Annotated in this window: 19 protein-coding genes, 2 tRNA genes and 1 pseudogene; 9 read left to right on the forward strand and 13 right to left on the reverse strand. The window is 68.2% G+C overall.

Translation table 11 applies throughout. The features are described 5' to 3' along the window. Positions 1-49: 49 nt before the first annotated feature. The 5 genes from urtE to urtA form a co-directional block, all read right to left on the reverse strand. The gene (gene urtE, locus AAHF99_RS16365) at positions 50-745 is read right to left on the reverse strand and encodes an urea ABC transporter ATP-binding subunit UrtE (RefSeq protein ID WP_243957054.1); all 696 of its coding nucleotides are present in this window, start codon (positions 743-745) and stop codon (positions 50-52) included. A gap of 2 nt (positions 746-747) precedes the next feature. After that, positions 748-1,551 (reverse strand): urea ABC transporter ATP-binding protein UrtD, encoded by an 804-nt coding sequence (gene urtD / locus AAHF99_RS16370; protein WP_342165535.1) that lies wholly within the window; start codon positions 1,549-1,551, stop codon positions 748-750. After that, positions 1,548-2,702 (reverse strand): urea ABC transporter permease subunit UrtC, encoded by a 1,155-nt coding sequence (gene urtC, locus AAHF99_RS16375; protein WP_342165565.1) that lies wholly within the window; start codon positions 2,700-2,702, stop codon positions 1,548-1,550. Before urtC ends, urtD begins: the two co-directional genes overlap by 4 nt. Before the next feature lie 5 nt (positions 2,703-2,707). Next, on the reverse strand, positions 2,708-4,282 hold the full coding sequence (gene urtB, locus AAHF99_RS16380) for an urea ABC transporter permease subunit UrtB (protein WP_342165536.1): 1,575 nt from the start codon (positions 4,280-4,282) through the stop codon (positions 2,708-2,710). Between the two features lie 68 nt (positions 4,283-4,350). Then, positions 4,351-5,646 carry an urea ABC transporter substrate-binding protein gene (gene urtA, locus AAHF99_RS16385; protein WP_243957036.1) on the reverse strand — a complete coding sequence of 432 codons (1,296 nt, stop codon included), beginning with the start codon at positions 5,644-5,646 and terminating at the stop codon, positions 4,351-4,353. A gap of 170 nt (positions 5,647-5,816) precedes the next feature. Here urtA and rocF point away from each other — a divergent pair, with 170 nt between their 5' ends. From rocF to AAHF99_RS16405, 4 genes are all read left to right on the forward strand, one after another. Then, positions 5,817-6,779, forward strand: coding sequence for an arginase (rocF, locus tag AAHF99_RS16390; protein ID WP_342165537.1), 963 nt, complete (start codon positions 5,817-5,819; stop codon positions 6,777-6,779). A gap of 35 nt (positions 6,780-6,814) precedes the next feature. Beyond that, the gene (locus AAHF99_RS16395; RefSeq protein ID WP_342165538.1) at positions 6,815-7,633 is read left to right on the forward strand and encodes an urease accessory protein UreD; all 819 of its coding nucleotides are present in this window, start codon (positions 6,815-6,817) and stop codon (positions 7,631-7,633) included. A 104-nt stretch (positions 7,634-7,737) separates the two neighbouring features. Next, positions 7,738-7,811, forward strand: a tRNA-Cys gene (locus AAHF99_RS16400). Between the two features lie 175 nt (positions 7,812-7,986). Then, positions 7,987-8,062: transfer RNA gene (locus AAHF99_RS16405), tRNA-Asn, on the forward strand. Positions 8,063-8,160: 98 nt separating this feature from the next. Here the strand turns inward: AAHF99_RS16405 and AAHF99_RS16410 are convergent. From AAHF99_RS16410 to AAHF99_RS16420, 3 genes are all read right to left on the reverse strand, one after another. Then, the gene (locus AAHF99_RS16410; protein WP_342165539.1) at positions 8,161-8,424 is read right to left on the reverse strand and encodes a hypothetical protein; all 264 of its coding nucleotides are present in this window, start codon (positions 8,422-8,424) and stop codon (positions 8,161-8,163) included. A 183-nt stretch (positions 8,425-8,607) separates the two neighbouring features. Continuing rightward, the gene (locus tag AAHF99_RS16415) at positions 8,608-9,354 is read right to left on the reverse strand and encodes an FkbM family methyltransferase (RefSeq protein WP_342165540.1); all 747 of its coding nucleotides are present in this window, start codon (positions 9,352-9,354) and stop codon (positions 8,608-8,610) included. A gap of 432 nt (positions 9,355-9,786) precedes the next feature. Next, the gene (locus AAHF99_RS16420) at positions 9,787-10,068 is read right to left on the reverse strand and encodes a hypothetical protein (RefSeq protein WP_342165541.1); all 282 of its coding nucleotides are present in this window, start codon (positions 10,066-10,068) and stop codon (positions 9,787-9,789) included. A 177-nt stretch (positions 10,069-10,245) separates the two neighbouring features. Here AAHF99_RS16420 and AAHF99_RS16425 point away from each other — a divergent pair, with 177 nt between their 5' ends. From AAHF99_RS16425 to dnaE, 5 genes are all read left to right on the forward strand, one after another. Next, a complete protein-coding gene (locus AAHF99_RS16425; protein ID WP_342165543.1) occupies positions 10,246-10,443 on the forward strand; it encodes a hypothetical protein in 198 nt (65 codons plus the stop codon). 479 nt (positions 10,444-10,922) lie between these two features. Further along, complete coding sequence (gene proS, locus AAHF99_RS16430) at positions 10,923-12,248, forward strand: proline--tRNA ligase (RefSeq protein ID WP_243957001.1); 1,326 nt, start codon at positions 10,923-10,925, stop codon at positions 12,246-12,248. An 84-nt stretch (positions 12,249-12,332) separates the two neighbouring features. Then, a complete protein-coding gene (locus AAHF99_RS16435; RefSeq protein WP_342165566.1) occupies positions 12,333-13,583 on the forward strand; it encodes a lipoprotein-releasing ABC transporter permease subunit in 1,251 nt (416 codons plus the stop codon). Between the two features lie 10 nt (positions 13,584-13,593). Continuing rightward, a complete protein-coding gene (locus AAHF99_RS16440) occupies positions 13,594-14,307 on the forward strand; it encodes an ABC transporter ATP-binding protein (protein WP_342165544.1) in 714 nt (237 codons plus the stop codon). A 425-nt stretch (positions 14,308-14,732) separates the two neighbouring features. Continuing rightward, positions 14,733-18,236 carry a DNA polymerase III subunit alpha gene (gene dnaE, locus AAHF99_RS16445; RefSeq protein WP_342165545.1) on the forward strand — a complete coding sequence of 1,168 codons (3,504 nt, stop codon included), beginning with the start codon at positions 14,733-14,735 and terminating at the stop codon, positions 18,234-18,236. Positions 18,237-18,368: 132 nt separating this feature from the next. On the opposite strand, the gene AAHF99_RS16450 is transcribed toward dnaE, so the two are convergent. From AAHF99_RS16450 to AAHF99_RS16470, 5 genes and pseudogenes are all read right to left on the reverse strand, one after another. Next, positions 18,369-21,455, reverse strand: a complete 3,087-nt coding sequence (locus AAHF99_RS16450) for an efflux RND transporter permease subunit (RefSeq protein WP_342165546.1) — start codon at positions 21,453-21,455, stop codon at positions 18,369-18,371. A 50-nt stretch (positions 21,456-21,505) separates the two neighbouring features. Beyond that, a complete protein-coding gene (locus AAHF99_RS16455; protein ID WP_342165547.1) occupies positions 21,506-22,735 on the reverse strand; it encodes an efflux RND transporter periplasmic adaptor subunit in 1,230 nt (409 codons plus the stop codon). Then, positions 22,732-23,370, reverse strand: a complete 639-nt coding sequence (locus tag AAHF99_RS16460) for a TetR/AcrR family transcriptional regulator (RefSeq protein WP_342165548.1) — start codon at positions 23,368-23,370, stop codon at positions 22,732-22,734. Before AAHF99_RS16460 ends, AAHF99_RS16455 begins: the two co-directional genes overlap by 4 nt. Further along, positions 23,367-23,630, reverse strand: a complete 264-nt coding sequence (locus tag AAHF99_RS16465; RefSeq protein ID WP_342165549.1) for a hypothetical protein — start codon at positions 23,628-23,630, stop codon at positions 23,367-23,369. The genes AAHF99_RS16460 and AAHF99_RS16465 overlap by 4 nt, the downstream gene beginning before the upstream one ends. 308 nt (positions 23,631-23,938) lie before the next feature. Continuing rightward, positions 23,939-24,054: pseudogene (locus AAHF99_RS16470) on the reverse strand (IS5/IS1182 family transposase); the annotation flags it as partial.

The following is a 24,054-nucleotide window of genomic DNA, read 5'->3' on the forward strand; positions in this document are numbered from 1 at the left end:
GGAGATTTAAGGACCCTGCGGTCCCGCGCCGGATATGCGTGGTTTCCGCTCACACCGACATCCAGCGCAGCACCTCGGCCTCGTTCATTCCGGCGCGAGGCCCCGCCAGCACGACCTGCCCGCGATCCATCACGGCGTAGCTGTCGCAGAGGTCGCGCGCCCATTCGAAGTACTGCTCGACCAGCACGATCGCCATTTCGCCCTTGCCGCGCAGGTAGGTGATGGCCCGGCCGATGTCCTTGATGATCGAGGGCTGGATGCCCTCCGTCGGCTCGTCGAGGACGAGGAGCTTCGGGCGGGTGACGAGGGCGCGGCCGATGGCGAGCTGCTGCTGCTGCCCGCCGGAGAGGTCGCCGCCGCGCCGGTGCAGCATGTCCTTCAGGACGGGGAACAGGTCGTAGATCTCGGCGGGCACGTGGCGGTCGCGCCGCTTCAGGGGCGCGAAGCCGGTCTCCAGGTTCTCCTTCACGGTGAGCAGGGGGAAGATCTCCCGGCCCTGGGGCACGAAGGCGATGCCCGCCCGCGCCCGGTCGTAGGGGGCAAGCCCCTGGATCTCCCGACCGTCGAGGCGGATCGCCCCGCCCTTGACCGGCTGCTGCCCGACGATGGCCCGGAGCAGGGACGTCTTGCCGACGCCGTTGCGCCCGAGCACGGTCGTGACCCGCCCGGCCTCGGCGGTCAGCGAGACGCCGCGCAGGGCCTGCGCCGCGCCGTAATACAGGTCGATGCCTTCGACGCTCAGCATGGTCACCGCCCCAGATACACTTCGACCACCTTCGGGTCGGCCGAGACCGCGTCGATGGAGCCCTCCGCCAGCACCGCGCCCTCGTGCAGGCAGGTGACGCGGCATTGGAGCGCCCGCACGAAATGCATGTCGTGCTCCACCACCACCACCGCGTGGTCCCCCGCGATCCGCCGCAGCAGCTCGGCGGTCTGGGCGGTCTCGGCGTCGGTCATGCCCGCCACCGGTTCGTCCACGAGGAGGAGCTTCGGGTCCTGCGCCAGCAGCATCCCGATCTCCAGCCATTGCTTCTGGCCGTGGCTGAGGTCCGCCGCCGGGCGGGCGCGGTGGGCGATGAGGCCGACCGTCGTGAGGATCGCGTCGATGCGCTCGGCCGCCACCCGGTTGCGCCAGCCGAACAGGGAGGCCGCCGCCGCGCGGGGGCCCTTCAGTGCCAGCAGGACGTTGTCGGCCACCGTGTGGCTCTCGAACACGGTCGGCTTCTGGAACTTACGGCCGATGCCGAGGTCGGCGATGGCCGGCTCGTCCAGGGCGAGGAGGTCGTGCGCGCCGTCGAACAGGGCGATGCCGCTGTCGGGCTTCGTCTTGCCGGTGATGCAATCCATCATCGTGGTCTTGCCGGCGCCGTTCGGGCCGATGATCGCCCGCATCTCCCCCGGCAGCAACGTCAGCGACAGGCCGCGCAGGGCCTTGTAGCCGTCGAAGGTCACACGCAGATCGTCGACGTAGAGCAGCGCCCCCGTCACCTTGGTCTTGTTGGCCGGGCCGGCGGCGGTCGCCGGGCGGTCGATCACGGCGGTGGCGCTCACGAGCCTCGTCCCTCTTCCGCGAGCTTCGGAGCGATCTCGGGCTCCGGCGGGAGCTTCGCCGCCGCCCGGCGGCTGCCAAACTTCTCCATGAGCGTCCCGACGATGCCGCGCGGCATGAACAGCGTCACCACCACGAACAGGGCGCCGAGTGCGAAGAGCCACGCATCGGGCATCGCCCCGGTCAGGATGGTCTTGGCGTAGTTGACGATCACGGCGCCGAGCGCCGCGCCCACCAGCGTCCCGCGTCCGCCGACGGCGACCCAGATCACCGCCTCGATGGAGTTGCCGGGCGCGAACTCGCCGGGGTTGATGATGCCGACCTGCGGCACGTAGAGGGCGCCGGCCACGCCCGCCATCATCGCCGAGACGGTGAAGGCCAGCGTCTTGAAGTGCTCCGGCCGGTAGCCGAGGAAGCGGGTGCGGCTCTCGGCATCGCGCACGGCGATCAGGATTTTTCCATACGCCGACACCGTCATCACCCGGGCGATGAGATAGCCGAGTGCCAAGGCGACACCGGTCGCCACGAAGATGCCGACCCGGAAGCTCTGGGCCTGGACGTTGAAGCCGAGTAGGTCTTTGAAGTCGGTGAGGCCGTTGTTGCCCCCGAGGCCCATGTCGTTGCGGAAGAAGGCGAGCATCAGGGCGTAGGTCATCGCCTGCGTGATGATCGAGAGGTAGACCCCCGTCACCCGCGAGCGGAAGGCGAGCCAGCCGAACACGAAGGCGAGCAGCCCCGGCACGAGGAGTACCATCAGCGCCGCGAAGGCGAAGTGGTCGAAGCCGAGCCAGTACCAGGGCAGTTCCTTGTAGTTCAGGAACACCATGAAGTCGGGCAGGACCGGATTGCCGTAGACGCCCCGCGAGCCGATCTGGCGCATCAGGTACATGCCCATCGCGTAGCCGCCCAGCGCGAAGAACGCCCCGTGACCGAGCGAGAGGATGCCGCAATAGCCCCAGACGAGATCGAGGCTGACGGCCAGCAGGGCGTAGGCGAGGTACTTGCCGAACAGCGAGACGAGATAGGTCGGCAGGTGGAGCCCGGAGCCCTCCGGCACGGCGAGGTTCAGCACCGGCACGGCGAGGCAGAAGAGCGCCAGCACGCCGAGGAAGATCCAGCCCTTCAGGTCGATGAGGCGGGTGCGGGGGGGCATGGCGCTCACGATTCCACCGCCCGGCCCTTGAGCGCGAACAGCCCGCGCGGGCGCTTCTGGATGAACAGGATGATGAAGATCAGGAGCCCGATCTTGGCGAGCACCGCGCCGACATACGGCTCGGCGAGCTTGTTCACGACGCCGAGCGTCAGGGCCGCGACCAGCGTGCCCCAGAGGTTCCCGACGCCGCCGAACACCACCACGAGGAACGAATCGATGATGTAGCCCTGGCCGAGATTCGGCGAGACGTTGTCGATCTGCGACAGGGCCACGCCGGCAATGCCCGCGATGCCGGAGCCGAGCCCGAAGGTGAGGGCATCGACGTAAGGGGTGCGGATGCCCATCGCGGCGGCCATCCGCCGGTTCTGGGTGACGGCGCGGGTCTTCAGCCCGAACGAGGTCTTGCGCAGCACGAACAGCAGGCCGATGAACACGGCCAGCGAGAACAGGATGATCCACATCCGGCCCCAGGTGATCGCGAGGCCGTAGAAGTCGAAGGCGCCGCTCATGAAGGCCGGGGCGCCGACCTCGCGGTTGGTCGGCCCGAAGAGCGAGCGCACCGCCTGCTGGAGCACGAGGCTGACGCCGAAGGTGGCGAGCAGGGTCTCCAGCGGCCGCCCGTAGAGGAAGCGGATGATGAACCGCTCGATCAGCACCCCGACGAGCCCCGCCACGAGGAAGGCGCAGGGGATGCTGATGGCCAGCGACCACGGGAACAAGGCGGGCGCCTTGGTGCGGATCGCCTCCTGCACGAGGTAGGTCGTGTAGGCCCCGAGCATCACCATCTCGCCGTGGGCCATGTTGATGATGCCCATCACGCCGAAGGTGATGGCGAGCCCGATCGCCGCCAGCAGCAGCACCGAGCCGAGCGAGATTCCGTACCAGACGTTCTGCAGCGCCCCAAGGATCGCGAGCCGCGTCTCGATGGCCGCGATGCCCCGGCCGGCGGCGGCGCGCACCGCCTCGCTCGGGTCGGCGCCGAGGCCGCGCAGGATGCCCATCGCGTCGCCGTCGCCCCGCGCCTGGATGGCGGGCAGGGCCGCAAGCTTGTCCGCCTCGGACGTGCCGGGCTTGGCGAGGAGGACGGCCGCGCGGGCCTCGCTCATCACCTGCTTGACGCCAGCGTCCTTCTCGCGGGCCAGCGCGGTGTCGAGGGCGGGGAGGGCGGCGGCGTCGCGGGCCTTGAACACGGCATCCGCCGCCTCCCGGCGCTTGGCCGGATCGGGGCTCACGAGGTTCAACTGGCCCTGCGCCGCCTCGATGCCCCGGCGGACGCGGTTGTTGGCGCGCACGGGCTTGAGGGCGGGATCGTCGGGCGCGGCGGCGCCGGTCTTCGCGTCGGTGAGCGCGTTGCCCTGGCGGATGAAGAGCGCCTTATCCGAGGGCCGCGCCAGGAGGCGCCCGTCCGATAGGGCGGACAGGACGGTCCCCGCCCGGGGATCGCCGCTCGCCGCGAGCCCCGCGACGCCGGCCTCGATCTCGGCATAGCCGTCGCCGGCAAGCTGCGCGTAGGGGTCGGGCGCCTGCGCGAGCGCCGGGGCGGCGAGGAGCAGGAACAGGAGGGTAAGGAGGCGGGTCATCGGGTCATTTCGGGTGGGCCGGGCCGGACGGTCCCTCCCCCCGGGCGGGGGGAGGGAGGTTCAGGCGGCTACGCCCCGCCGCACTTCTTGGTCTTGGTGTTGTAGTTGCCGCAATTGAGCTTCACCCAATCGGCCTCGAGGTCCTTCGAGCCGTCGAGCTGCTTCGACCACGCCTCGCCGGGGATCAGCTTGTCGGTCTTCCACACCACGTCGAACTGGCCGTTCGCCTCGATCTCGCCGATGAAGACCGGCTTGGTGATGTGGTGGTTGGGCAGCATCTGGGCGGTGCCGCCGGTGAGGTTCTTCTGCTCGATGCCCGGCAGGGCCGCGATGACCTTGTCCGGATCCGTCGTGCCGGCCTTCTCGACCGCCTTCACCCACATGTTGAAGCCGATGTAGCTCGCCTCCATCGGGTCGTTGGTGGTGGCCTTGGGGTTCTTCTTGAACGCCTGCCACTTCTTGATGAACTCCTCGTTCTCCGGCGTCTTGATCGACTCGAAGTAGTTCCAGGCCGCGAGGTGGCCGACCAGCGGCTTCGCGTCGATGCCCGCGAGTTCCTCCTCACCCACCGAGAAGGCGACGACCGGGATGTCGGTGGCCTTGATGCCCTGGTTGCCGAGTTCCTTGTAGAACGGCACGTTGGCGTCGCCGTTGATGGTCGAGACCACGGCGGTCTTCTTGCCGGCCGAGCCGAACGCCTTGATCTTCGAGACCTCGGTCTGCCAATCGGAGAAGCCGAACGGTGTGTAGTTGATCATGATGTCCTCGGCCGCGACCCCCTTGGACTTGAGGTAGGCTTCGAGGATCTTGTTGGTGGTGCGCGGGTAGACGTAATCCGTGCCCTCCAGCACCCAGCGCTTGGCGCCGCCGCCATCCTCGGACATCAGGTAATCCACCGCCGGGATCGCCTGCTGGTTGGGCGCGGCGCCGGTGTAGAACACGTTGCGCTCGCTCTCCTCGCCCTCATACTGGACGGGGTAGAACAGGATGTTGTCGAGTTCCTTGAACACCGGCAGCACCGACTTGCGCGAGACGCTGGTCCAGCAGCCGAACACGGCCGAGACCTTGTCCTTCGAGATCAGCTCGCGGGCCTTCTCGGCGAAGAGCGGCCAGTTCGAGGCCGGATCGACCACCACCGGCTCCAGCTTCTTGCCGAGGACGCCGCCCTTGGCGTTCTGCTCGGCAATGAGCATCAGCATGACGTCCTTGAGGGTCGTCTCCGAGATCGCCATCGTGCCGGACAGCGAGTGGAGGATGCCGACCTTGATGGTCTCTTCCGCCCGTGCGGCGCCCGTCGAGAGCGTACCGAGGGCGAGGCCGGCGGCCAGCGCGGCGGCCGAACTCCAGGTCTTCCAAGTCTTCACGGTCTTCCCCTTGTCGTCTGCACGAGACGTCGCAGGCTTAGGCAATGGCCGTGCCAGTTTTTTGGGCAAAACCGTGGATTGAAGCCCCGGAGCGATCACAAACCGGCGCCGTCATGCCGGCGCGGTCCGGTCTCTGCTAAAGCCGGGCCGTCAGTCCGGAGAGAGCGACGATGCATGAGTCCGACGCGGCCCCGCAGCGCATCGCCCTGATCGGCGCGCCGATCGAGGTCGGCACCCACGAGCCGGGCGCGCTCATGGGGCCGGCGGCCCTGCGCACCGCCGGGCTGGTGCGCACGCTGCGGGACCTCGGCCACGCGGTGGAAGACAGGGGCGACATCGCCCCCACCGGCCTCGCGCCCGGCGCCACGGGCCTGCCGGCGGTGGCCGCCTGGGCGCAGGCGCTCTCGGAGGCCGTCGAGGCGGCGCTCGACGCAGGGGCGGTGCCGCTGGCCGCCGGGGGCGACCACAGCCTCTCGCTCGGCTCCGTCGATGGGGCCATGCGCCATTGCGCCCGCACCGGGCGGCCGCTGATGGTGCTGTGGCTCGACGCCCATGCCGACTTCAACACCCTGGAGACCTCGCCTTCCGGCAACGTCCACGGGATGCCGCTGGCGGCGCTCTGCGGCGAGCCCGGCTTCGCGGCCCTGTTCCGCCAGCCGGCGCCGCCGCCGCTGGACCCGCGCCGGGTCCATCTCTTCGGCCTGCGCTCGGTGGATGCCGGGGAGCGCGCCCTCGTCCGTGCCCGGAAAGTGGGCGTCACCGACATGCGGGAGATCGACGAGTTCGGCGTCGTCGCGCCCCTGCGCCGGGTGCTGGAACGGGCGGCCGAGGCGGGCGCCCATCTCCATGTGAGCTTCGACATCGACTTCCTCGACCCGTCCATCGCGCCGGCCGTGGGGACGGCAGTGCCGGGCGGGGCCACCTTCCGCGAGGCGCATCTGATCATGGAGATGCTGCACGATTGCGGCCTCGTCGGCTCGCTGGACGTGGTCGAGCTGAACCCGTTCCTCGATGAGCGCGGGCGCTCGGCACGGGTGCTCGTCGAACTGGTGGCGAGCCTGTTCGGCCGCCGCATCCTCGACCGGCCGTCCTCGCCGGAGCCGTTGCCTGCGGAACAGGCAGCGCGCGGGTGAGGGCGATGCACACGGAAAAGGCAATCGGCGCTCCCATGCGGCAGCGCTCTATGGGCACGATCCGCCTCGCGGTGGGGCCAAGCGGGGAGGGTGGGCCGACGCGCCTGCGCGACCTCGCCGAATCCGGCCCCTCGCGCCTGCGCTTTCCCAGGGTCGGGGACGTGCCGGAGGCGGTGCTGGTCAACACGGCGGGCGGCATCGCCTGCGGCGACGTCTTCCACGTCGATCTCGACCTCGCGGGCGGCAGCGACCTCGTCTTCACCACCACGGCGGCGGAGAAGATCTACCGCTCGGACGGGCCGGAGAGCGTGATCGAGAACCGGGTGCGGATCGGGGAGGGCGCGCGGCTGGCGTGGCTGCCGCAGGAGACGATCCTGTTCGACCACGCGCGGCTGCGCCGCCGCTTCGAAGTGGACCTCGCGGCCGATGCGGGGCTGCTGGCGGTGGAGATTGTCGCCTTCGGCCGGGCGGCCCGGCGGGAGCGGATCGGGCAGGGGCTGTTCGTCGACGCGTGGCGGGTGCGGCGGGGCGGGCGCCTCGCCTATGCCGACACGGCCCTCCTCGAAGGCCCGGTCACGGACCTGCTGGCCCGCCCCGCCATCGGCGGCGGCGCCGGGGCGGCGGCCACCCTGCTCGACGCCTCCCCCGGCGCCGAGCCCCGGCTGGAGGAGGCCCGCGCGATCCTCGCCGGGCTGGAGCGGCCGGAGGAGGGGATCGAGGCGGCGGCAAGCGCCTGGAACGGGCATCTCGTCCTGCGGATGCTCGGGCCGATCGTGGGGCCGTTGCGCGAGCGCATGGCCCGGTTCACGGCGGCCTATCGCGGCCTGCCGATGCCGCGGGTGTGGCAGACCTGAATTGGGTGCGTCTCGCCCGTTGCCTGCCGGGGCCGACCTCTGCTAGAGACGCGGCCTCCGGGGCCATCCGCCAGGCCCCGCGCGGCCTTGCGCCGCGACCGGATGGCCTCGTGGCGGAGTGGTGACGCAGAGGACTGCAAATCCTTGTACGGGGGTTCGATTCCCTCCGAGGCCTCCATCCTTTCTTTCTCTCGATCGCTCGGTTCGACGCAGCCCCGCCCGCAAGGCCGGGGCTTTCGGCGTTTGGCGTCTGCCTCTGGCGTTGCCTTTCGGCCACGGGGGCATCGCCGGCATTTATCCCGGCAAACAGGGCTTGCGCCCTCCGCCAGCGCTGTGTAGAGACACCCCCGCGATCCCCGATAGCTCAGTTGGTAGAGCAGGCGACTGTTAATCGCCTTGTCGCAGGTTCGAGTCCTGCTCGGGGAGCCATCAACTCCCAAACATCGTCAGACGACTTGCTTGCCCGCTCTCGCGCCCGTAGCGGGTGCGGAGAGGCGGGCTCACGCCGCAGGGCGAGGCCTCTGCCCTCATCCGTTCTCGGCTGGGGTGTCCGGGGGCAGGTAGGGCTTCCAGAGCGCCACGATCGAGACGATCGACTCGATCTCCGCGATAATCTGCGGATCTCCGCTGTTGCGCTTGATGTCGTCCAACATGCGAGACAGCTCACTCGCGAGATCGGGGCCCGATATAATTTGTCGTTGTACCAACGTTTTGGCGATGGCCGCTATGAACATACGATTTGTGGTCGTGTGCAGAAGGGTTGCGGGATCGCTCATTTCTTTCATCGGCATCGTGACCTCTAAAGTATCCCTCAAGAATCGGCGCGCGTCTCAGCGCAGCACCACACGTTTGAAGCGTCTTGCTGTTATTGAGATTTTCTAAGGTGCCCAGATCGATCCCGGGATCGTTCGCCCGCCGAGTTGAGATCTGCTTGAGGCGACTTGATGTGACAAGTCGCTCACCAATCGACCGCTCTAAACCAGAACATCGATGTACGGCATGTGATCTTTGACGGCGGATTCTTTCGCCTTGACCATGATGCAATCGCACTCGATTGCCTGACCGTGCGACAACGAAACGGGATAAAGGCCGGACATGGTGAAATTCATTGCGGTGAAACAACTCATCATGTCCGTGTGACGAGGGGCCCCTTCGTAAATCTGCACAAACGATAGCTCTGCCACGATCGCTTGTACATCGTCCAAAATACCTTCGGCGCCCTTGATAACCTCCAGGTCGTAGCCCTGCGTATCGGTCTTTAATAGTATATTTCTGTATTTAACATTCAGGCTTTTCAGGTGCGCGTCCAGTCGGGCAACGGGAACCTCGACGGTCTCGACAACTTCATTCAGGTCCGAGAGCAATCCGTCCTTCGGTTGAAGGAACGAGCTGAAGACATTGGATCTCATGACGTTCAGCGTCAGCACTGAGGCTGACGATCCGATGCCGAGATTGAAAACTTTCCAATCTGGGTCTTTCCTGGCCTGCTCTTGTATTTGTGAAAACATGTGCGGCTGAGGCTCGAAGGAGAGAATCGGGCCTTTGTAGCCAGCCTTCGACCGAAGAAGACGTGCAAACTGCCCGCCGTTCGCGCCTACGTCGATAACAAGGTCAATGTCTCGGGATAGCAACACATGCCGGAGATGCTTTCCGACTATATAATTATCAATGTAGTTACGTTTAATAAACTTAATTCGATTCTCTCGAATTATTTTCTTCATGAATTTCGGAGATAGGCTCTTATACAACGATTTGATACTTGAATGGCCCATAGTCCCTCCAATTATCTAAACATGCATATCCAGTCCGATGACGAAAATCCCGGACCAAGATCCGCCTCCTAACAGCATACGGACACGCTAAGGCAATGTCGACCGCAATGAATACTCGCTAGCCGCAGGATCGTTTGGTGCAATCGAAGTGACCGACCCAGTCGGAAATGCCTTAGACTGTAGCGCGATTCGCCGGCGTGACGCGGGCGGCGCGGACCATCGCGGTTTGCCATCGGGCCTGGGAGCTATGCCCGGCGTGGAGGCTGGCGATCGCGGTCACGATTCAACGCCCGGTCCCGCGAGCGGTCCGGGCGTTGCAAGTGTGCTTGAGTTCGGCTGTGCGGACGCCCCACCCCGTAGGACGGTGCGCCCCGCCCCGCGCTACTCGCGGGAGGCCATCATGTCGTGGGTGAGGACGGTCAGCTTGCCGATCAGGCTGGTCAGGTCGCCCTTGCGGCAGGACCATTGCGTGCCGATCGCCTCGCCGTCCGCCGAGACCGACACCACCGCCACCGAGCGGAGCTTGCCCTCGCGCGCCAGGACGAGTTGCTCCTGCAACACCTCGATCACCGACGCGACGCCTTCGTCGGCGACCGTCGGGGCGAGCCTGGCCGGAAAGGCCACGACCGTCGCCTCGTCCGCCTGCTGGCTGCGCTTGTTCATCGGCTCCGCCGCTCCTGTTCCTCGAATGCGCAATCCTTGCGGGTCCGGTTCGGGCAGAGTGTGGCAGCTTATCCGTTCTGGGACAGATCAACCAGGCATTGTGGTATCCGCGCCACAGCCGGGGGCTCCGCAGAACACCGCGCGGAGCAATCTCGCGGTTGCGAACGTTAGTGCTGCATGAGCGTACAGATCGATCAGACCCACACCGTCGAGATCGTGCCCTGCACGGGCGCGTCGCCGAGCTTCCGCTGGATCATCCGCCGGCCGGACGGGTCCGCCTTGCGGCAGTCGCCCTATGCCTTCTCCACGGAGAAGGGCGCGCAGATCTCCGCCTCTTGCTGGCGCCGCGAACTCGCCGAGGCCGGCATCTGCTGAGGTCCGCGCCTCACGAATACAGCGTGGGGTTGAAGTAAGCGTGGCCGTGATGGGAGGGCTTCGGTGGCCGTTCCATGATCTCGGCGGCGTGCGCACAAACAAAAAAGCAAGGCCACGAGGCCTTGCTTTTAGAAATGGCAGTCTTTCGGCCTTGGTTTACCCGACGCATTGCCTGCGTGGTGGCCGGTTTTTCCTCCCGAGACTCGGACCCTGCGCCGGCCCTCTCGGGCGTCGCAAACATCGCGGCACGCTTATAGGAACAACAATGCGTGCTGTCACCGGGGTCGGAGAAAAAATCTGCGCTTTTTTGCCGACCACGGGGAACGGCGTGTTCGCGCCCCGGTTGCGCATCCTCGCGGTGAGAAACCGGAGCGATCTTTCGCCGGAACCATGATCCGCTTGTATTTTGCCACAGTGACGTGTTGTGTGCCCCGCGCCGGGTCCACCGAGCCCCGCAAGGCTCCCGTTCGAAGCGATCGATGCGTCTCTCCCGCTACTTCCTGCCGACCTTGCGCGAGACGCCCAAGGAAGCCGAGATCGTTTCTCACCGGCTGATGCTGCGCGCGGGTCTCGTGCGCCAGGAATCGGCGGGCATCTACGCGTGGCTGCCGCTCGGCCTGCGGGTGCTCAATAAGGTGTGCGACGTGATCCGCCGGGAGCAGGACCGCGCGGGCGCCGTCGAGATCCTGATGCCGACGGTGCAATCCGCCGAGCTGTGGCGGGAATCCGGCCGCTACGACGCCTACGGCAAGGAAATGCTGCGCCTGAAGGACCGGCACGAGCGCGAGATGCTCTACGGCCCCACCGCCGAGGAGATGGTCACCGAGATCTTCCGGGCGAGCGTGCGCTCCTACAAGGACCTGCCGAAGAACCTCTATCAGATCTCGTGGAAGTTCCGGGACGAGGTGCGGCCGCGCTTCGGCACGATGCGCTCCCGCGAGTTCCTAATGAAGGACGCCTATTCCTTCGATTTCGACCAGGCCGGCGCCCGGCACGCCTACAACCGCATGTTCGTCGCCTACCTGCGCACCTTCGCCGGCCTCGGCCTGAAGGCGATCCCGATGCGCGCCGACACCGGCCCGATCGGCGGCGACCTTTCGCACGAGTTCATCATCCTCGCCCAGACCGGCGAGAGCGCGGTGTTCTGCGATCACGCCTATCTCGACATGGAAACTCCGCCGGAGACGGTGGATTTCGACGACGTCGCCGGGCTGCAGGGCCTCGTGGACGCCTGGACCTCCCGCTACGCCGCGACGGAGGAGATGCACGAGGAGGCCGCCTTCGCCGAGGTCCCAGAGGAGAGCCGCCTCTCCGCACGGGGCATCGAGGTCGGGCACATCTTCTATTTCGGCACCAAGTATTCCGAGCCGATGGGCGCCAAGGTCGCCGGGCCGGACGGGATCGAGCGCCCGGTCCACATGGGCTCCTACGGCATCGGCCCGAGCCGGCTGGTCGCCGCGATCATCGAGGCGTCCCACGACGAAGCCGGGATCATCTGGCCGGACGCGGTGGCGCCGTTCGACGTGGCGCTCATCAACCTCAAGGTCGGCGATGCGGGCACCGATGCCGCCTGCGCGCAGATCCAGGGCGAGTTGGAGGCCGCCGGCCTCTCCGTCCTCTACGACGACCGCGACGAGCGGCCGGGCGCCAAGTTCGCCACCGCCGACCTGATCGGTCTGCCCTGGCAGGTGATCGTCGGGCCGAAGGGTCTCGCCGAGGGCAAGATCGAGCTGAAGCGGCGGGCCGGCGGCGAGCGGGAGAGCCTCGCTTCCATCGACCTCCTGGCCCGCATCAAGCGCGTCTAAGGCGGCCCGATGGCGGGGCTCGCACCGATGGTTGGCCGGCTAAGGGGCCGCGCGGCGGACTGGGCCTCCGGCTTCGCCGCGAACATGAAGGCGGGCACGCCGCCCTTCGCGCCCTTCGAGTGGCTGCTCGCCGGCCGTTACCTCCGCGCCCGGCGCCGGGGCGGCGGCGTGTCGGTGGTCGCCTTCTTCTCGGTGCTCGGCATCGCGCTCGGCGTCGCCACCCTCATCATCGTGCTCTCGGTGATGAACGGCTTCCGCGCCGAACTGCTCTCGAAGATCGTCGGCATCAACGGCCATCTCTTCGCCACGCCCATCGACCGCTCCTTCACCGATTGGCAGGACCTGTCCGACCGGTTGTCGAAGGTCGCGGGGGTGAAGGCGGCGGTGCCGCTGGTAGAGGGGCAGGCCTTCGCCTCCTCGCAATATGGCGGCTCGGGCGTGCTGGTGCGGGGCATCCGCGCCCAGGATCTCGATTCGCTGGCCGCCGTCACCACCTCCGTCCGGGGCGGCACGCTGGAAGGCTTCGATGACGGCAGCGGCGTGCTGATCGGCAAGCGGCTGGCTGATTCCCTCGGCCTGCAGGCGGGGGACACGATCACCCTCTCGACGCCCAAGGGCGCCTCGACGCCTTTCGGCACGGCGCCGCGCACCAAGAGCTACGCGGTGAAGGCGGTGTTCGAGGTCGGCATGACCGAGTTCGACCAGACCTTCGTGTTCATGCCGCTTGCGGAGGCGCAGACCTTCTTCAACCGCGAGGGCGACGTCTCGCTGATCGAGATCTACGTCGATGACCCCGACCATGTCGGCGACATGCGCGAGCCCCTGGAGATGGCGGCCGAGCGGCCCCTGCTCCTGACGGATTGGCGCCAGCGCAACCGGACGTTCTTCGGGGCCCTCGAAGTCGAGCGGAACGTGATGTTCCTGATCCTCAGCCTGATCGTGGTGGTGGCGACGCTCAACATCGTCTCCGGCCTGATCCTGCTGGTGCGCGACAAGTCGAGCGACATCGCGATCCTGCGGACCATGGGCGCGACGCCGGGCACGGTGATGCGGGTCTTCCTCATCAACGGCGCGCTGATCGGGGTGGTGGGCACGCTCTCGGGGCTGGTGCTCGGCATCCTCATCACCGTGAACATCAAGCCGATCCAGCGCTTCCTCTTCCCCGGCGCCTGGGATCCGACGGTGCGCTTCCTCGCCGAGATCCCCGCCGAGATGAACCCGCGCGAGATCACGGCGGTGGTCGTGACCACGCTGCTCCTGTCGCTCGCCGCCACCCTGTATCCCTCGTGGCGCGCCGCCCGGCTCGATCCGGTGCAGGCCCTGCGCTACGGCTGAGGCCATCACCATGAGCTCTGGCTCCCCGCCAGCCGATGCCCCGCCGGTGCCGGCCCTGTTCTTCGCGCAGGTCGAGCGGCGCTACGCCCAGGCCGAGGGCGCCCTCGACATCCTGCGCGGGACCGATCTCGCGATCTGGCCGGGGGAACTCGTCGCCCTGGTCGCCCCCTCGGGGGCCGGCAAGTCGACGCTCCTCCACCTCGCCGGCCTTCTGGAGCGGCCGGATGGGGGCGAGGTCTATATCGGCGGCCGCCCGACCTCCGCGATGGCCGATGCCGAGCGCACCCGCCTGCGCCGGGAGGAGATGGGCTTCGTCTACCAGTTCCATCACCTCCTGCCGGAATTCTCCGCGTTGGAGAACGTGATGATGCCCCAGCTCATCCGGGGCCTGAAGCGCGGCGAGGCGAAGGCGCGGGCCTCCGAACTCCTGACCTTCCTCGGCCTGCAGGCCCGGCTCTCCCACCGACCGGCGGAACTGTCGGGCGGCGAGCAGCAGCGGGTGGCCATCGCCCGCGCGGTCGCCAACGGCCCGCGCCTGCTCCTGGCCGACGAGCCCACCGGAAACCTCGATCCCGGCACCGCCGGCCATGTCTTCTCGGTGCTGATGTCGCTGGTGCGGGCCTCCGGCCTCGCCGCCCTGGTCGCGACCCACAACCTCGACCTCGCCGCGCGCATGGACCGGCGGGTGACGATCCGCGACGGGCAGATCACGCCGCTCGATTAGACGGCCGGGCGTCCTCGCAACCCTTCATTGACCATCTTCAAAAGCCACCCGCCTACCGTGCAAAACTCCGCTTCCAAAAGAACAAAACAAGAACATACTGCCTCAACGAATGCGGGAGGCGGCGATGATGCTCAAGCGGGCGATCCTGACCGGAATGGTCGAGTTCATGGCCTTCGGGATTCTGTTCGGGGCGTTCGGCGCCTGGGCGGTAGCCCTCGCACCGATCCGTTGAGGGCGTCCTTCCAACGGGGCGAAGGTTCCCGCGAAAACGGAGTTGTCCACAGGCCGTCCCCGCTTTTCACAGGGCGGCCACAGGGGCGCGAAATCGTCTCGCGGGCAGTGGATAAGTGCCCGATGCGACCCTCCGGTGGTCGACTCTCGGGCACACAGGGCCGATCCTCCACGGCCCCCGAACAAGGCCGGACATGACACGTCACTTGAAGGAAGTGGGCTTCGTCCACCTCCACGTCCACTCGTCCTATTCCCTGCTCGAAGGCGCCGTGAAGGTCGGCGACCTCGTGAAGGCCGCCGTGTCCGACCGGCAGCCCGCCCTGGCGCTGACGGACACCAACAACCTGTTCGGCGCCCTGGAATTCTCCGAGAAGGCGGCCAAGGACGGATTGCAGCCCATCGCGGGCGTGCAACTCTCCGTGGCCTTCGAGGGGGCGGATCCCCATGCCCGCACCCTGCCGACCTATCACGGCGTGGTGCTGCTGGCGCAGGACGAGGAGGGCTATGCCAACCTGCTGCGGCTGGCGAGCCGGGCCTATTTCGACTCGCCGCTGGGCGAGGCGCCCCGCGTCGCCGCCGCCGTGCTGGCGGATTACGCCGGCGGGCTCATCGCCCTGACCGGCGGGGCGGGCGGCCCCCTCGACGCGGCGCTGCGCGCCGGTCGCCCGGAACTCGCCGCGAGCCGGCTGGAAAGCCTGAAGCGGGCCTTCGGCGAGGACAACCTCTACGTCGAGATCCAGCGCCACGGCCTGCCCGAGGAGGGGCGGATCGAGACGGCGCTCCTGCATCTCGCGGATCGGAACGGCCTCGGCGTCGCGGCGGCGAACGAGACGTTCTTCTCGAAGGCCGACGATTACGACGCCCACGACGCGCTGCTCGCCATCGCGGACGGCCGGATCGTCTCGGACGACCGGCGCCGCAAGCTGACGCCGCGCCACAACTTCAAGACCCGGGCCGAGATGGCGGCCCTGTTCCACGACCTGCCCGACGCCCTGACTTCGACCGTCGAGATCGCCATGCGCTGCGCCGTCCGCGCGCGGACCCGCAAGCCGATCCTGCCGAACTTCTCCCGCGTGGCCGGCAGCGAGGCCGCGACGCTCGCCGAGGCGTCCGGCGCAGTGGCCCAGGCCATCGCCGCCGACGAGCCGACCGAGTTGCGCCGTCAGGCGGAAGCCGGCCTCGAACTGCGCCTGCAGCAGCACGGCACCGCGCCGGGCTTCACGGAGGACGATTACCGCAAGCGGCTCGCCTTCGAGCTCGACGTCATCGTCTCGATGAAGTTTCCCGGCTACTTCCTGATCGTGTCGGACTTCATCAAGTGGGCGAAGGAGCACGACATCCCGGTGGGGCCGGGGCGCGGCTCCGGCGCCGGCTCGCTGGTGGCGTGGTCGCTCCTCATCACCGATCTCGACCCGCTGCGGTTCGGCCTGCTGTTCGAGCGGTTCCTGAACCCCGAGCGCGTCTCGATGCCGGATTTCGACATCGACTTCTGCGTCGAGGGCCGCGAGCGGGTGATCCGCTACGTGCAGGAGCGCTACGGCGAGCGGCAGGTCGGGCAGATCATCACCTTCGGCACGCTGCTGGCGCGCGGCGTGCTGCGCGATGTCGGCCGCGTGCTGGAGATGCCCTACGGGCAGGTGGACAAGCTCACCAAGCTCGTGCCGCAGAACCCGGCCAACCCCGTCACCCTGGCCCAGGCCATCGAGGGCGAGCCCAAGTTGCAGCAGGCGATGGAGGAGGAGCCCATCGTCGGCCGCCTCATCGACATCGCCAAGAAGCTCGAAGGGCTCCACCGCCACGCCTCGACCCACGCGGCCGGCGTGGTGATCGGCGACCGGCCGCTGGAAGAGCTGGTCCCCCTCTACCGCGACCCGAAGACGGGGATGCGCGTCACCCAGTTCAACATGAAGTGGGTGGAGCAGGCCGGGCTGGTGAAGTTCGACTTCCTGGGCCTCAAGACCCTCACGATGCTGCGGTGCTGCACCGATCTGCTGAAGCTGCGCGGCATCGAGATCGATCTTGCCGGCCTGCCGCTCGACGACAGGGCGACCTACGAGCCGATGGGCCGGGGCGAGACGGTCGGCGTGTTCCAGGTGGAATCGGCCGGCATGCGCAAGGCGCTCTGCGAGATGCAGGCCGACCGGTTCGAGGACATCATCGCCCTCGTGGCCCTCTACCGGCCGGGCCCGATGGCCAACATCCCCGTCTATTGCGAGCGCAAGCTCGGCCGCGACGCAGGCAACGAGGCCAACTGGTACCCGCACCCGAGCCTGGAGCCGATGCTGAAGGAGACCTTCGGCATCATCGTCTACCAGGAGCAGGTGATGGAGATCGCCAAGGTGCTCGCCGGGTACACCCTCGGCGAGGCCGACATGCTCCGCCGCGCCATGGGCAAGAAGATCCGCGCGGAGATGGACGCCCAGCGCGAGCGCTTCGTGAAGGGCTGCGAGGCGGGGGGGCTCACCAAGGCCAAGGCGAACGAGATCTTCGATCTGCTCGCCAAGTTCGCCGATTACGGCTTCAACAAGAGCCACGCGGCGGCCTACGCCCTGCTGACCTACCAGACCGCCTACCTGAAGGCGAATTATCCGGTCGAGTTCCTGGCCGCGGCCATGACGCTCGACATCGACAACACCGACAAGATCGCCGAATTTCGGCAGGACGCGCAGCGCCTGAAGATCACCGTCGAGCCGCCCTCGATCAACGCCTCGGGCGAGGTGTTCGAGGTGCGCGATGGCAAGATCTTCTACGCGCTCGCCGCCATCAAGGGCGTGGGCCGCGAGGCGGTGCGGGCGCTGGTCGAGGCGCGGGGCGACAAGCCCTTCACCGACCTCTCCGATCTCGCGCGGCGCCTCAACCCGCGCCTCGTGAACAAGCGGACGATGGAAAGCCTCGTCCAGGCCGGCGCGCTCGATGGCATCGAGCCCGACCGGGCACGGGCCTTCGCGGCGGTCGAGCCGATGATGAAGTTGGCTCAGGAAGGAGCGACATCGACGTCGGACATGAAAGACATGTTCGGCGGTGTGGTCTCTGCCGATGTCGGCTTGCGCATCCCGCCCCACGAATTGTGGCCGATGGCCGACACGCTAAAGCGCGAATACGCGGCGATCGGCTTCTTCATCTCGGGCCATCCGCTGGACGAGTACGGCGACCTTCTCGACAAGCTGCGGGTGCAGAGCTGGACGGATTTCTGCCGGGCGGTGCGGGCGGGCACGACGAGCGTCGGCCGGGTCGCGGCCTCGGTGCTGGACCGGGCCGAGCGGCGCACCAAGACCGGCAACAAGATGGGCATCGTCACGCTGTCGGACCGGACGGCGCATTTCGAGGCGATCATCTTCTCCGAAGGGCTGGGCCAGTACCGGGACATCCTGGAGCCCGGCCGCCCGCTGGTGCTCCAGTTGCAGGCGAATCTGGAGGGCGAGGACGTCCGCGCCCGCATCATGACCGCCGAGCCCCTGGATGCAGCCGTCGCCCGGTTCCAGAAGGGCATGCGCATCCACCTGGAAGACCCGCGCGGCATCCAGGCGGTGCAGAGCCGCCTGACCATGCGCGGGGAGGGGGAGGTGTCCCTGGTGCTGCGCCTCGACGGCGGCGGGCGCGAGGTGGAGATCCGCCTGCCGGGCCGCTACCAGGCGACGCCGCAACTGGCGGGCATGCTCCGCGCCATGCCGGGGGTGGCGCAGGTGGAGGTGAGTTAGGGACCGACCGTGCGAAGGGCGGCTTGGGGTGGATTGCCGTAGTTCCGCTTCCGAGCTCAGTGTCGGACTAGCGGACGCTTAACAGTAGACCAATCCTGGACTCAATCTTGATAACGTCGTCGGGAGGTTTCGCTACGGCATCGTCGCTGCGTGTCTAGTCGCGTCGTCCCGGGGCCCCACGAAGCGGCCGAGCAGACGCCCGAGGAGGCCACTCAGGCTGTCCATCAGCAGGAACACGGCCGGGACGAAGACCAGGGAGAGCAGGGTTGAGACGATGAGGCCGGCGATGACCGCCACCGCCATCGGCGCGCGGAACTCACCGCCGACCCCAAACGCCATCGCGGACGGCACCATGCCGGCGGCCATCGCAAGGGTCGTCATCACGATAGGCCGCGCCCTCTTGCGGCCGGCATCGACGATGGCCGTGACCCGGTCGACGCCGCGCCCCATCTCCTCGACAGCGAAGTCGACCAGCATGATCGCGTTCTTCGTCACCAGCCCCATCAGCATCAGGATGCCGATGACGACCGGCATCGAGATCGGCATCTGGCAAATCAGCAGGCCGAGGATGGCGCCGCCGATGGAGAGCGGCAGAGAGAACAGGATGGTCAGCGGCTGCAGGAACGAGCCGAACAGCAGGACGAGGACCGCGTAGACCATCATGATGCCGGCGCCCATCGCCATCAGGAAGCCCGAGAACACCTCGCCCATGATCTCGGCGTCGCCGGTCTGCTTGATGGTCACCCCCGGCGGGAGGTTCTTCGCCGTCGGCGTCTGAAGGGCCTCGGCGATGAGGGAGCCCAGCGCCTCCGAGCCCTGCATGTTGGCCTCGACGGCCACGCGCACGGCCCGGTCGTAGCGGTCGATGGCGCCCGGGCCTTGGTCGAGCTCGATGTCGGCCACGACTGCCAGCGGCACGGCGGCCCCGTTCTTGGCCGGCACCTTCAGGTTCTTTAGCCGCGAGACCGCGCCGCGGGCGCTCTCGGGCAGTTGCACCCGGATCGGCACCTGCCGGTCCGCGGCGTTGAACTTGGCGAGGTTCAGGCCGATGTCGCCGATGGTCCCGACGCGGACGGTCTCGGCGATGGCGTCGGTCGAGACGCCGAGGTCGGCGGCCACGCCGGGCTTCGGCCGGATGCGGACCTCCGTCCGGTTCAGCGGCGCCGTCGACATCACCGCCACAAGGTGCGGGATGGCGGCCATGTCGCGCTGTAGCCGGGCGGCGACGTCGGTGACGACGTCGGCGTCGGGACCGCTCACCACCAGGGCGAGGTCGCGCTGGCCGCTGTCGCGAAGGGTCCAGGAGCGGATATCCGGCTCCTCGGCGAGCAGGGCCGCGATCTCGGCCTCGACCGTCCACTGCCGCTTGGCGCGCGCATTCTTCGGCGTCAGGTTCACGGTCAGGGTCGCGAGCCGGGTCTCCTTCTTGCCGCCGACCTGCCGTCCGCCGTCGACGAAGACCGAGGTCACCTCGGGCAGCGCCCGGATGCGAGAGACCACGCGGTCGGACATCGCCACCGTGTCGGCGAGCTTCGCCCCCGGCGCGAGTTCGAGCATGAACAGGGTGCGGGCGTTGTCCTGCTTCGGGATGAAGCCCGAGGGCAGCAGGCCGGTCGACACGATGGAGGCGGCAAACAGTGCGAGGCCGGCGAACAGCGTGATCACCCGGTGGCGCACCGACCAGCCGACCAGGCGGCCGTAGGCGCGCATCACCGGACCCTCGCGCTCCTCGGCGTGACCGTGGTCGCGCAGGAAGTAGGCGGCCAGCATCGGGGTAATCAGGCGCGCCACGAGCAGCGACATGAACACCGAGACCGCGATGGTCAGGCCGAACTGGATGAAGTAGCGCCCGGCGATGCCCGGCATGAACGACACCGGGGCGAACACCGCGATCAGGGTCGCGGTGATGGCGATGACCGCGAGCCCGATCTCGTCGGCGCCCTCGATGGCCGCCTGGTAGGGCGACTTGCCCAGCCGCATGTGTCGGACGACGTTCTCGATCTCGACGATGGCGTCGTCGACGAGGATGCCGGTCACCAGCGTGATCGCGAGCAGGCTGATGCCGTTGAGTGTGAAGCCCAGGGCGTCCATCGCCCAAAAGGTCGGGAACACCGAGAGCGGCAGCGCCACCGCCGCGATGAGCGTGGCGCGCCAGTCGCGCAGGAACAGGAACACCACGATGACCGCGAGGAGCGCCCCCTCGATCAGCGTGTGCATGGCGGAATCGTACGAGCCGATGGTCGAGGAGACCGAGGAGTCGATCAGCTCGAACTGCAGGTCGGGGTAGCTCGCCTGGAACTCGGCGATCTTCCTCTGCACCCCTGCCGCGACCTCGGCGTCGCTCGCACCCGAGCCGCGCGAGACCGCGAAGGCGACGACCGGCTTGCCGTTGAAGCGGGCGAAGGTGCGGGGTTCTTCGATGCCGTCCTCGACCCTGGCGAGGTCGTCGAGGCGGACCTTGCGACCGCCCGGCAGGACGATGGAGGTCGCCTTCAGGTCGCGCAGGGTGCGGGAGGCGGCGAGCGTGCGGATTGACTGCTCACGCCCGCCGACCTCGCCGCGCCCGCCCGCCATGTCGGCCGACGTCAGGCGCAGCTGCCGGTTCACGTCCGCGGCGGTGATGCCCAGCGACAGCAGCCGGTCGGGCTGCAGCACGACCCGGACCTCGCGCGCGACGCCGCCGACCCGCTCGACGCCGCCCACGCCCTTCACGCCCTGGAGCGTGCGGGCGATCTTGTCCTCGACCAGCCAGGACAGGTCGGCGGGCGTCATCGCGGGCGCCTTCACGCCGTAGACGAGGATCGGCAGGCCGGCGACCTCGACGCGGCTGATCACCGGCTCGTCGATGGTGCGGGGCAGGTTGATGCGGATCTTCGAGACCGCATCCTTCACGTCGTTGACGGCGCGGTCGGTGTTCACCTCCAATCGGAACTCGACCGTGGTCACCGAGGCGCCCTCGGTGATGGCCGAGGTGATGTGCTTGACGCCCCGCACGCCGGCAATCGAGTCCTCGACCCACTTGGTGACCTGCGTCTGCAACTCGGACGGCGCCGCGCCGGACTGGGTGATGGCCACGGAGACGATGGGCACGTCGACGTTGGGCATCTTCGTCACCGCGAGCCCGCGGAAGCTGACGAGGCCGAGCACGACCAGCACCAGGAACAGGACGAGGGGCGCGATGGGGTTGCGGATCGCCCAGGCGGAGATGTTCAGGCGCATCGGGCGGCCCTGTCTTTCGGTGACGGTGATCGTGTGACGAACGCCGCAGCCTACGGCACGCCAGCTTCGGCGGTGTCCCGCGGGGCCGGTATCGCGGCGACCGCGTGCGTGGGGGCCGGAGCTTCGAGCACCGGCCGGACGCGGTCGCCATCGCGAAGGAACGAGCCGGCCCGGGCGACGACGCGCTCGCCCTCGTTCAGGCCGGCGCGGACCTCGACGGTGTCCTCGTCGGCGATGCCGGTGCGGATGGTGCGATCCTCGACCCGGTCACCGGACACGATCAACACGCTGCGACGCCCGCCGCTGTACAGCACCGACGCCTGGGGGATGCTCACGCCGCGGCTGCGGGCGAGCTCGACCTCGCCGCGCGCGAAGGTCCCGATGCGTAGGCGCGGGTCGGCGTCTAGGCGAACGCGGACCTTCCCGAGGCGGGTGGCCTTGTCGACCTCCGGGTAGACGGCGCGCACGCGACCGGCGACTCTGCCGCCTTCGCCGAGGTCGATCCAGGCTGAAGCGCCCTCGCGGAGAAGCGGCAGCTTGGTCTCCACGACCTCGCCCTCCAGCTCGATCTCCCCGCGGGCGATCAGGCGGAACAGCGGCTCCGAACTTGCCGAGGCGGCGAGGCCGACCCGGGCGGTGCGGCGGCTGACGATGCCGGCCTCGGGAGCGCGGATCTCGGTGCGGGCGAGCCGCAGGGACAGCTCGTCGCGCACGGCGCGAGCCTGGGCGAGGTCGGCCTTGGCCATGGCAAGTCCGTTACGGGCGAAGGTCAGTCGGCCCTCGGCCTGGCGCAGGGTGGAAGTCCGGGTCTCCATCACCACGGCGGTGGTGTTGCCCGTGGCGATGAGCGTCTTTGCCCGCTCCAGACTAAGCCGGGCCTCGGTCTCGGCAGCCTCGGCCTGCTCGATGTTGCTTTGGGACTGGGGCACGGCGGCCTCGGCCTTAGCCACAACTGCGTCCTGCTGTGCGATTTGGCGGTCGATCAGGTCGCGGGCGAGGCGCGCGAGCACCTGGCCTTTTGCGACCCGCGCACCCTCCTCAACCAACACCTCGGTGACCCGGTAGCCGTCGATCTCTGGCGTCACCAGGATCTCGTCGCGGGGCACCAGGGTGCCGGTCACCGTCACGGTCTCTACGGTCTCGCGCCGGGTTGCCTCGACGACGCTGACGGCAGGCGCCAGGATCGGCTTGGCCGTTATGGGCGACTCGTCGCGGGCGGAGGCGGCCGACAGGCCCAGCGCCAGCAGGGCGGGAGTAGCGAGCAAGGCGGCGCGGATCATCGGCCGGTCTCCGGAGTGGCGACGGTCGACCGCGCCAGTGCGCCGTTCAGGCCTGCCTCGATCAGGGTCTGAAGGTGGGCGACGGCAGGGGCTGGGTCGTAACCCGGCAGGATGGCTCGGCCGACGACGATGCCCTTCATCAGCGAGTTGACCGCTTCGAACATGGAGGCGGGCTCGCAAGCGGGCGAAGCGGCGAGTGCCGAGAACATCCCGCACAGCCATTCCCGAGCCTCGGCCTCGCTGCGGTCGACCAGAGCGGCGATGGCGGGGTTACGCGTGGTCTCCGCCCATAGGTCGAGACGCAGCACCGCGGCCTCCCGGGTGATGCCGGTAAAGAACCGTTCAAGGATGCCGTTCAGGGACGCGCGACGGTCACCGTCCCGCTCCATCTCGGCGACGAGGGCAGCCCCGCGGGCGCGGTCGCGTTCCGCCATTGCCAGGACGATGTCCTCCTTCGAGGCAAAGTAACGGTAGAAGTTGCCCTGGCTTATGGCGGCCTCGCGGGCGAGGTCCGACATCGTGGTGCGGTGGAAACCGTTGCGGACGAAGCAGGCCTCAGCCGCGTCGAGGATGCGCTCGCGCCGCGCAGCCTGGGCGTCGGTGACCTCAACGACGGTCGCGGTCCCGGCGCTCACGACGCGTAACCCGATCCGTGCGGGACGACCCTGGACTGGTCCTTGACCGGGGCGAGGTCGGCGCAGGCGCGGGGCGCGTGGTCGAGACCGGCGCAGGCTCGGGCCTGCCAGCCGCCCGGACCGGTGCCGGTCCAGGACAACAAGCATGCCCACCCCAACAGCACCGCGGCGCCGAGGATCTGGTTCGCCGGACGCACTAGGGCGCGCAACGCTGCCGCGCCGGCGGGGGCTTCGACGTGGTCAGCGGATGCGTAGGTCATGCTCGACACCATCATTTCTCCTCGGCTTGATAATGAACACTCATTCTCATGTCAATGAACGTTCATTCTCAACTGGGGGGGAGAAGTCATCGGCGAGCATCGCAGGACGCAAGGAGGTTCCGCTTAGGCTTGCAAATGCTAGCCTCCGAGAAACCTCCGGTCGCAGCTGAATGCCCAGCATGGGCCGTAAGCAGAGGACCGCTCAGGGTGGATCGCAGCTGGTTCGCTTACGGGGAGCTCGGGCATCACAGCGGACCTCGATATCGAACCGATGGGCTATCCACTGCAGAGCCTCGGTCTAAGAGCGCCTAACAAAACCATCGTTCGATGAAGCGCCAAACGATGAGGGCGGCCGCCAGGGTCGAGAAGGCCAGATGGATGTCGGCCCGTCGTTCGTAGCGGATGGCAAGGCGGCGGAACTGGG

Origin of the sequence: Methylobacterium litchii (genome assembly GCF_038442315.1) — a bacterium.
Lineage (GTDB): Bacteria > Pseudomonadota > Alphaproteobacteria > Rhizobiales > Beijerinckiaceae > Methylobacterium > Methylobacterium litchii.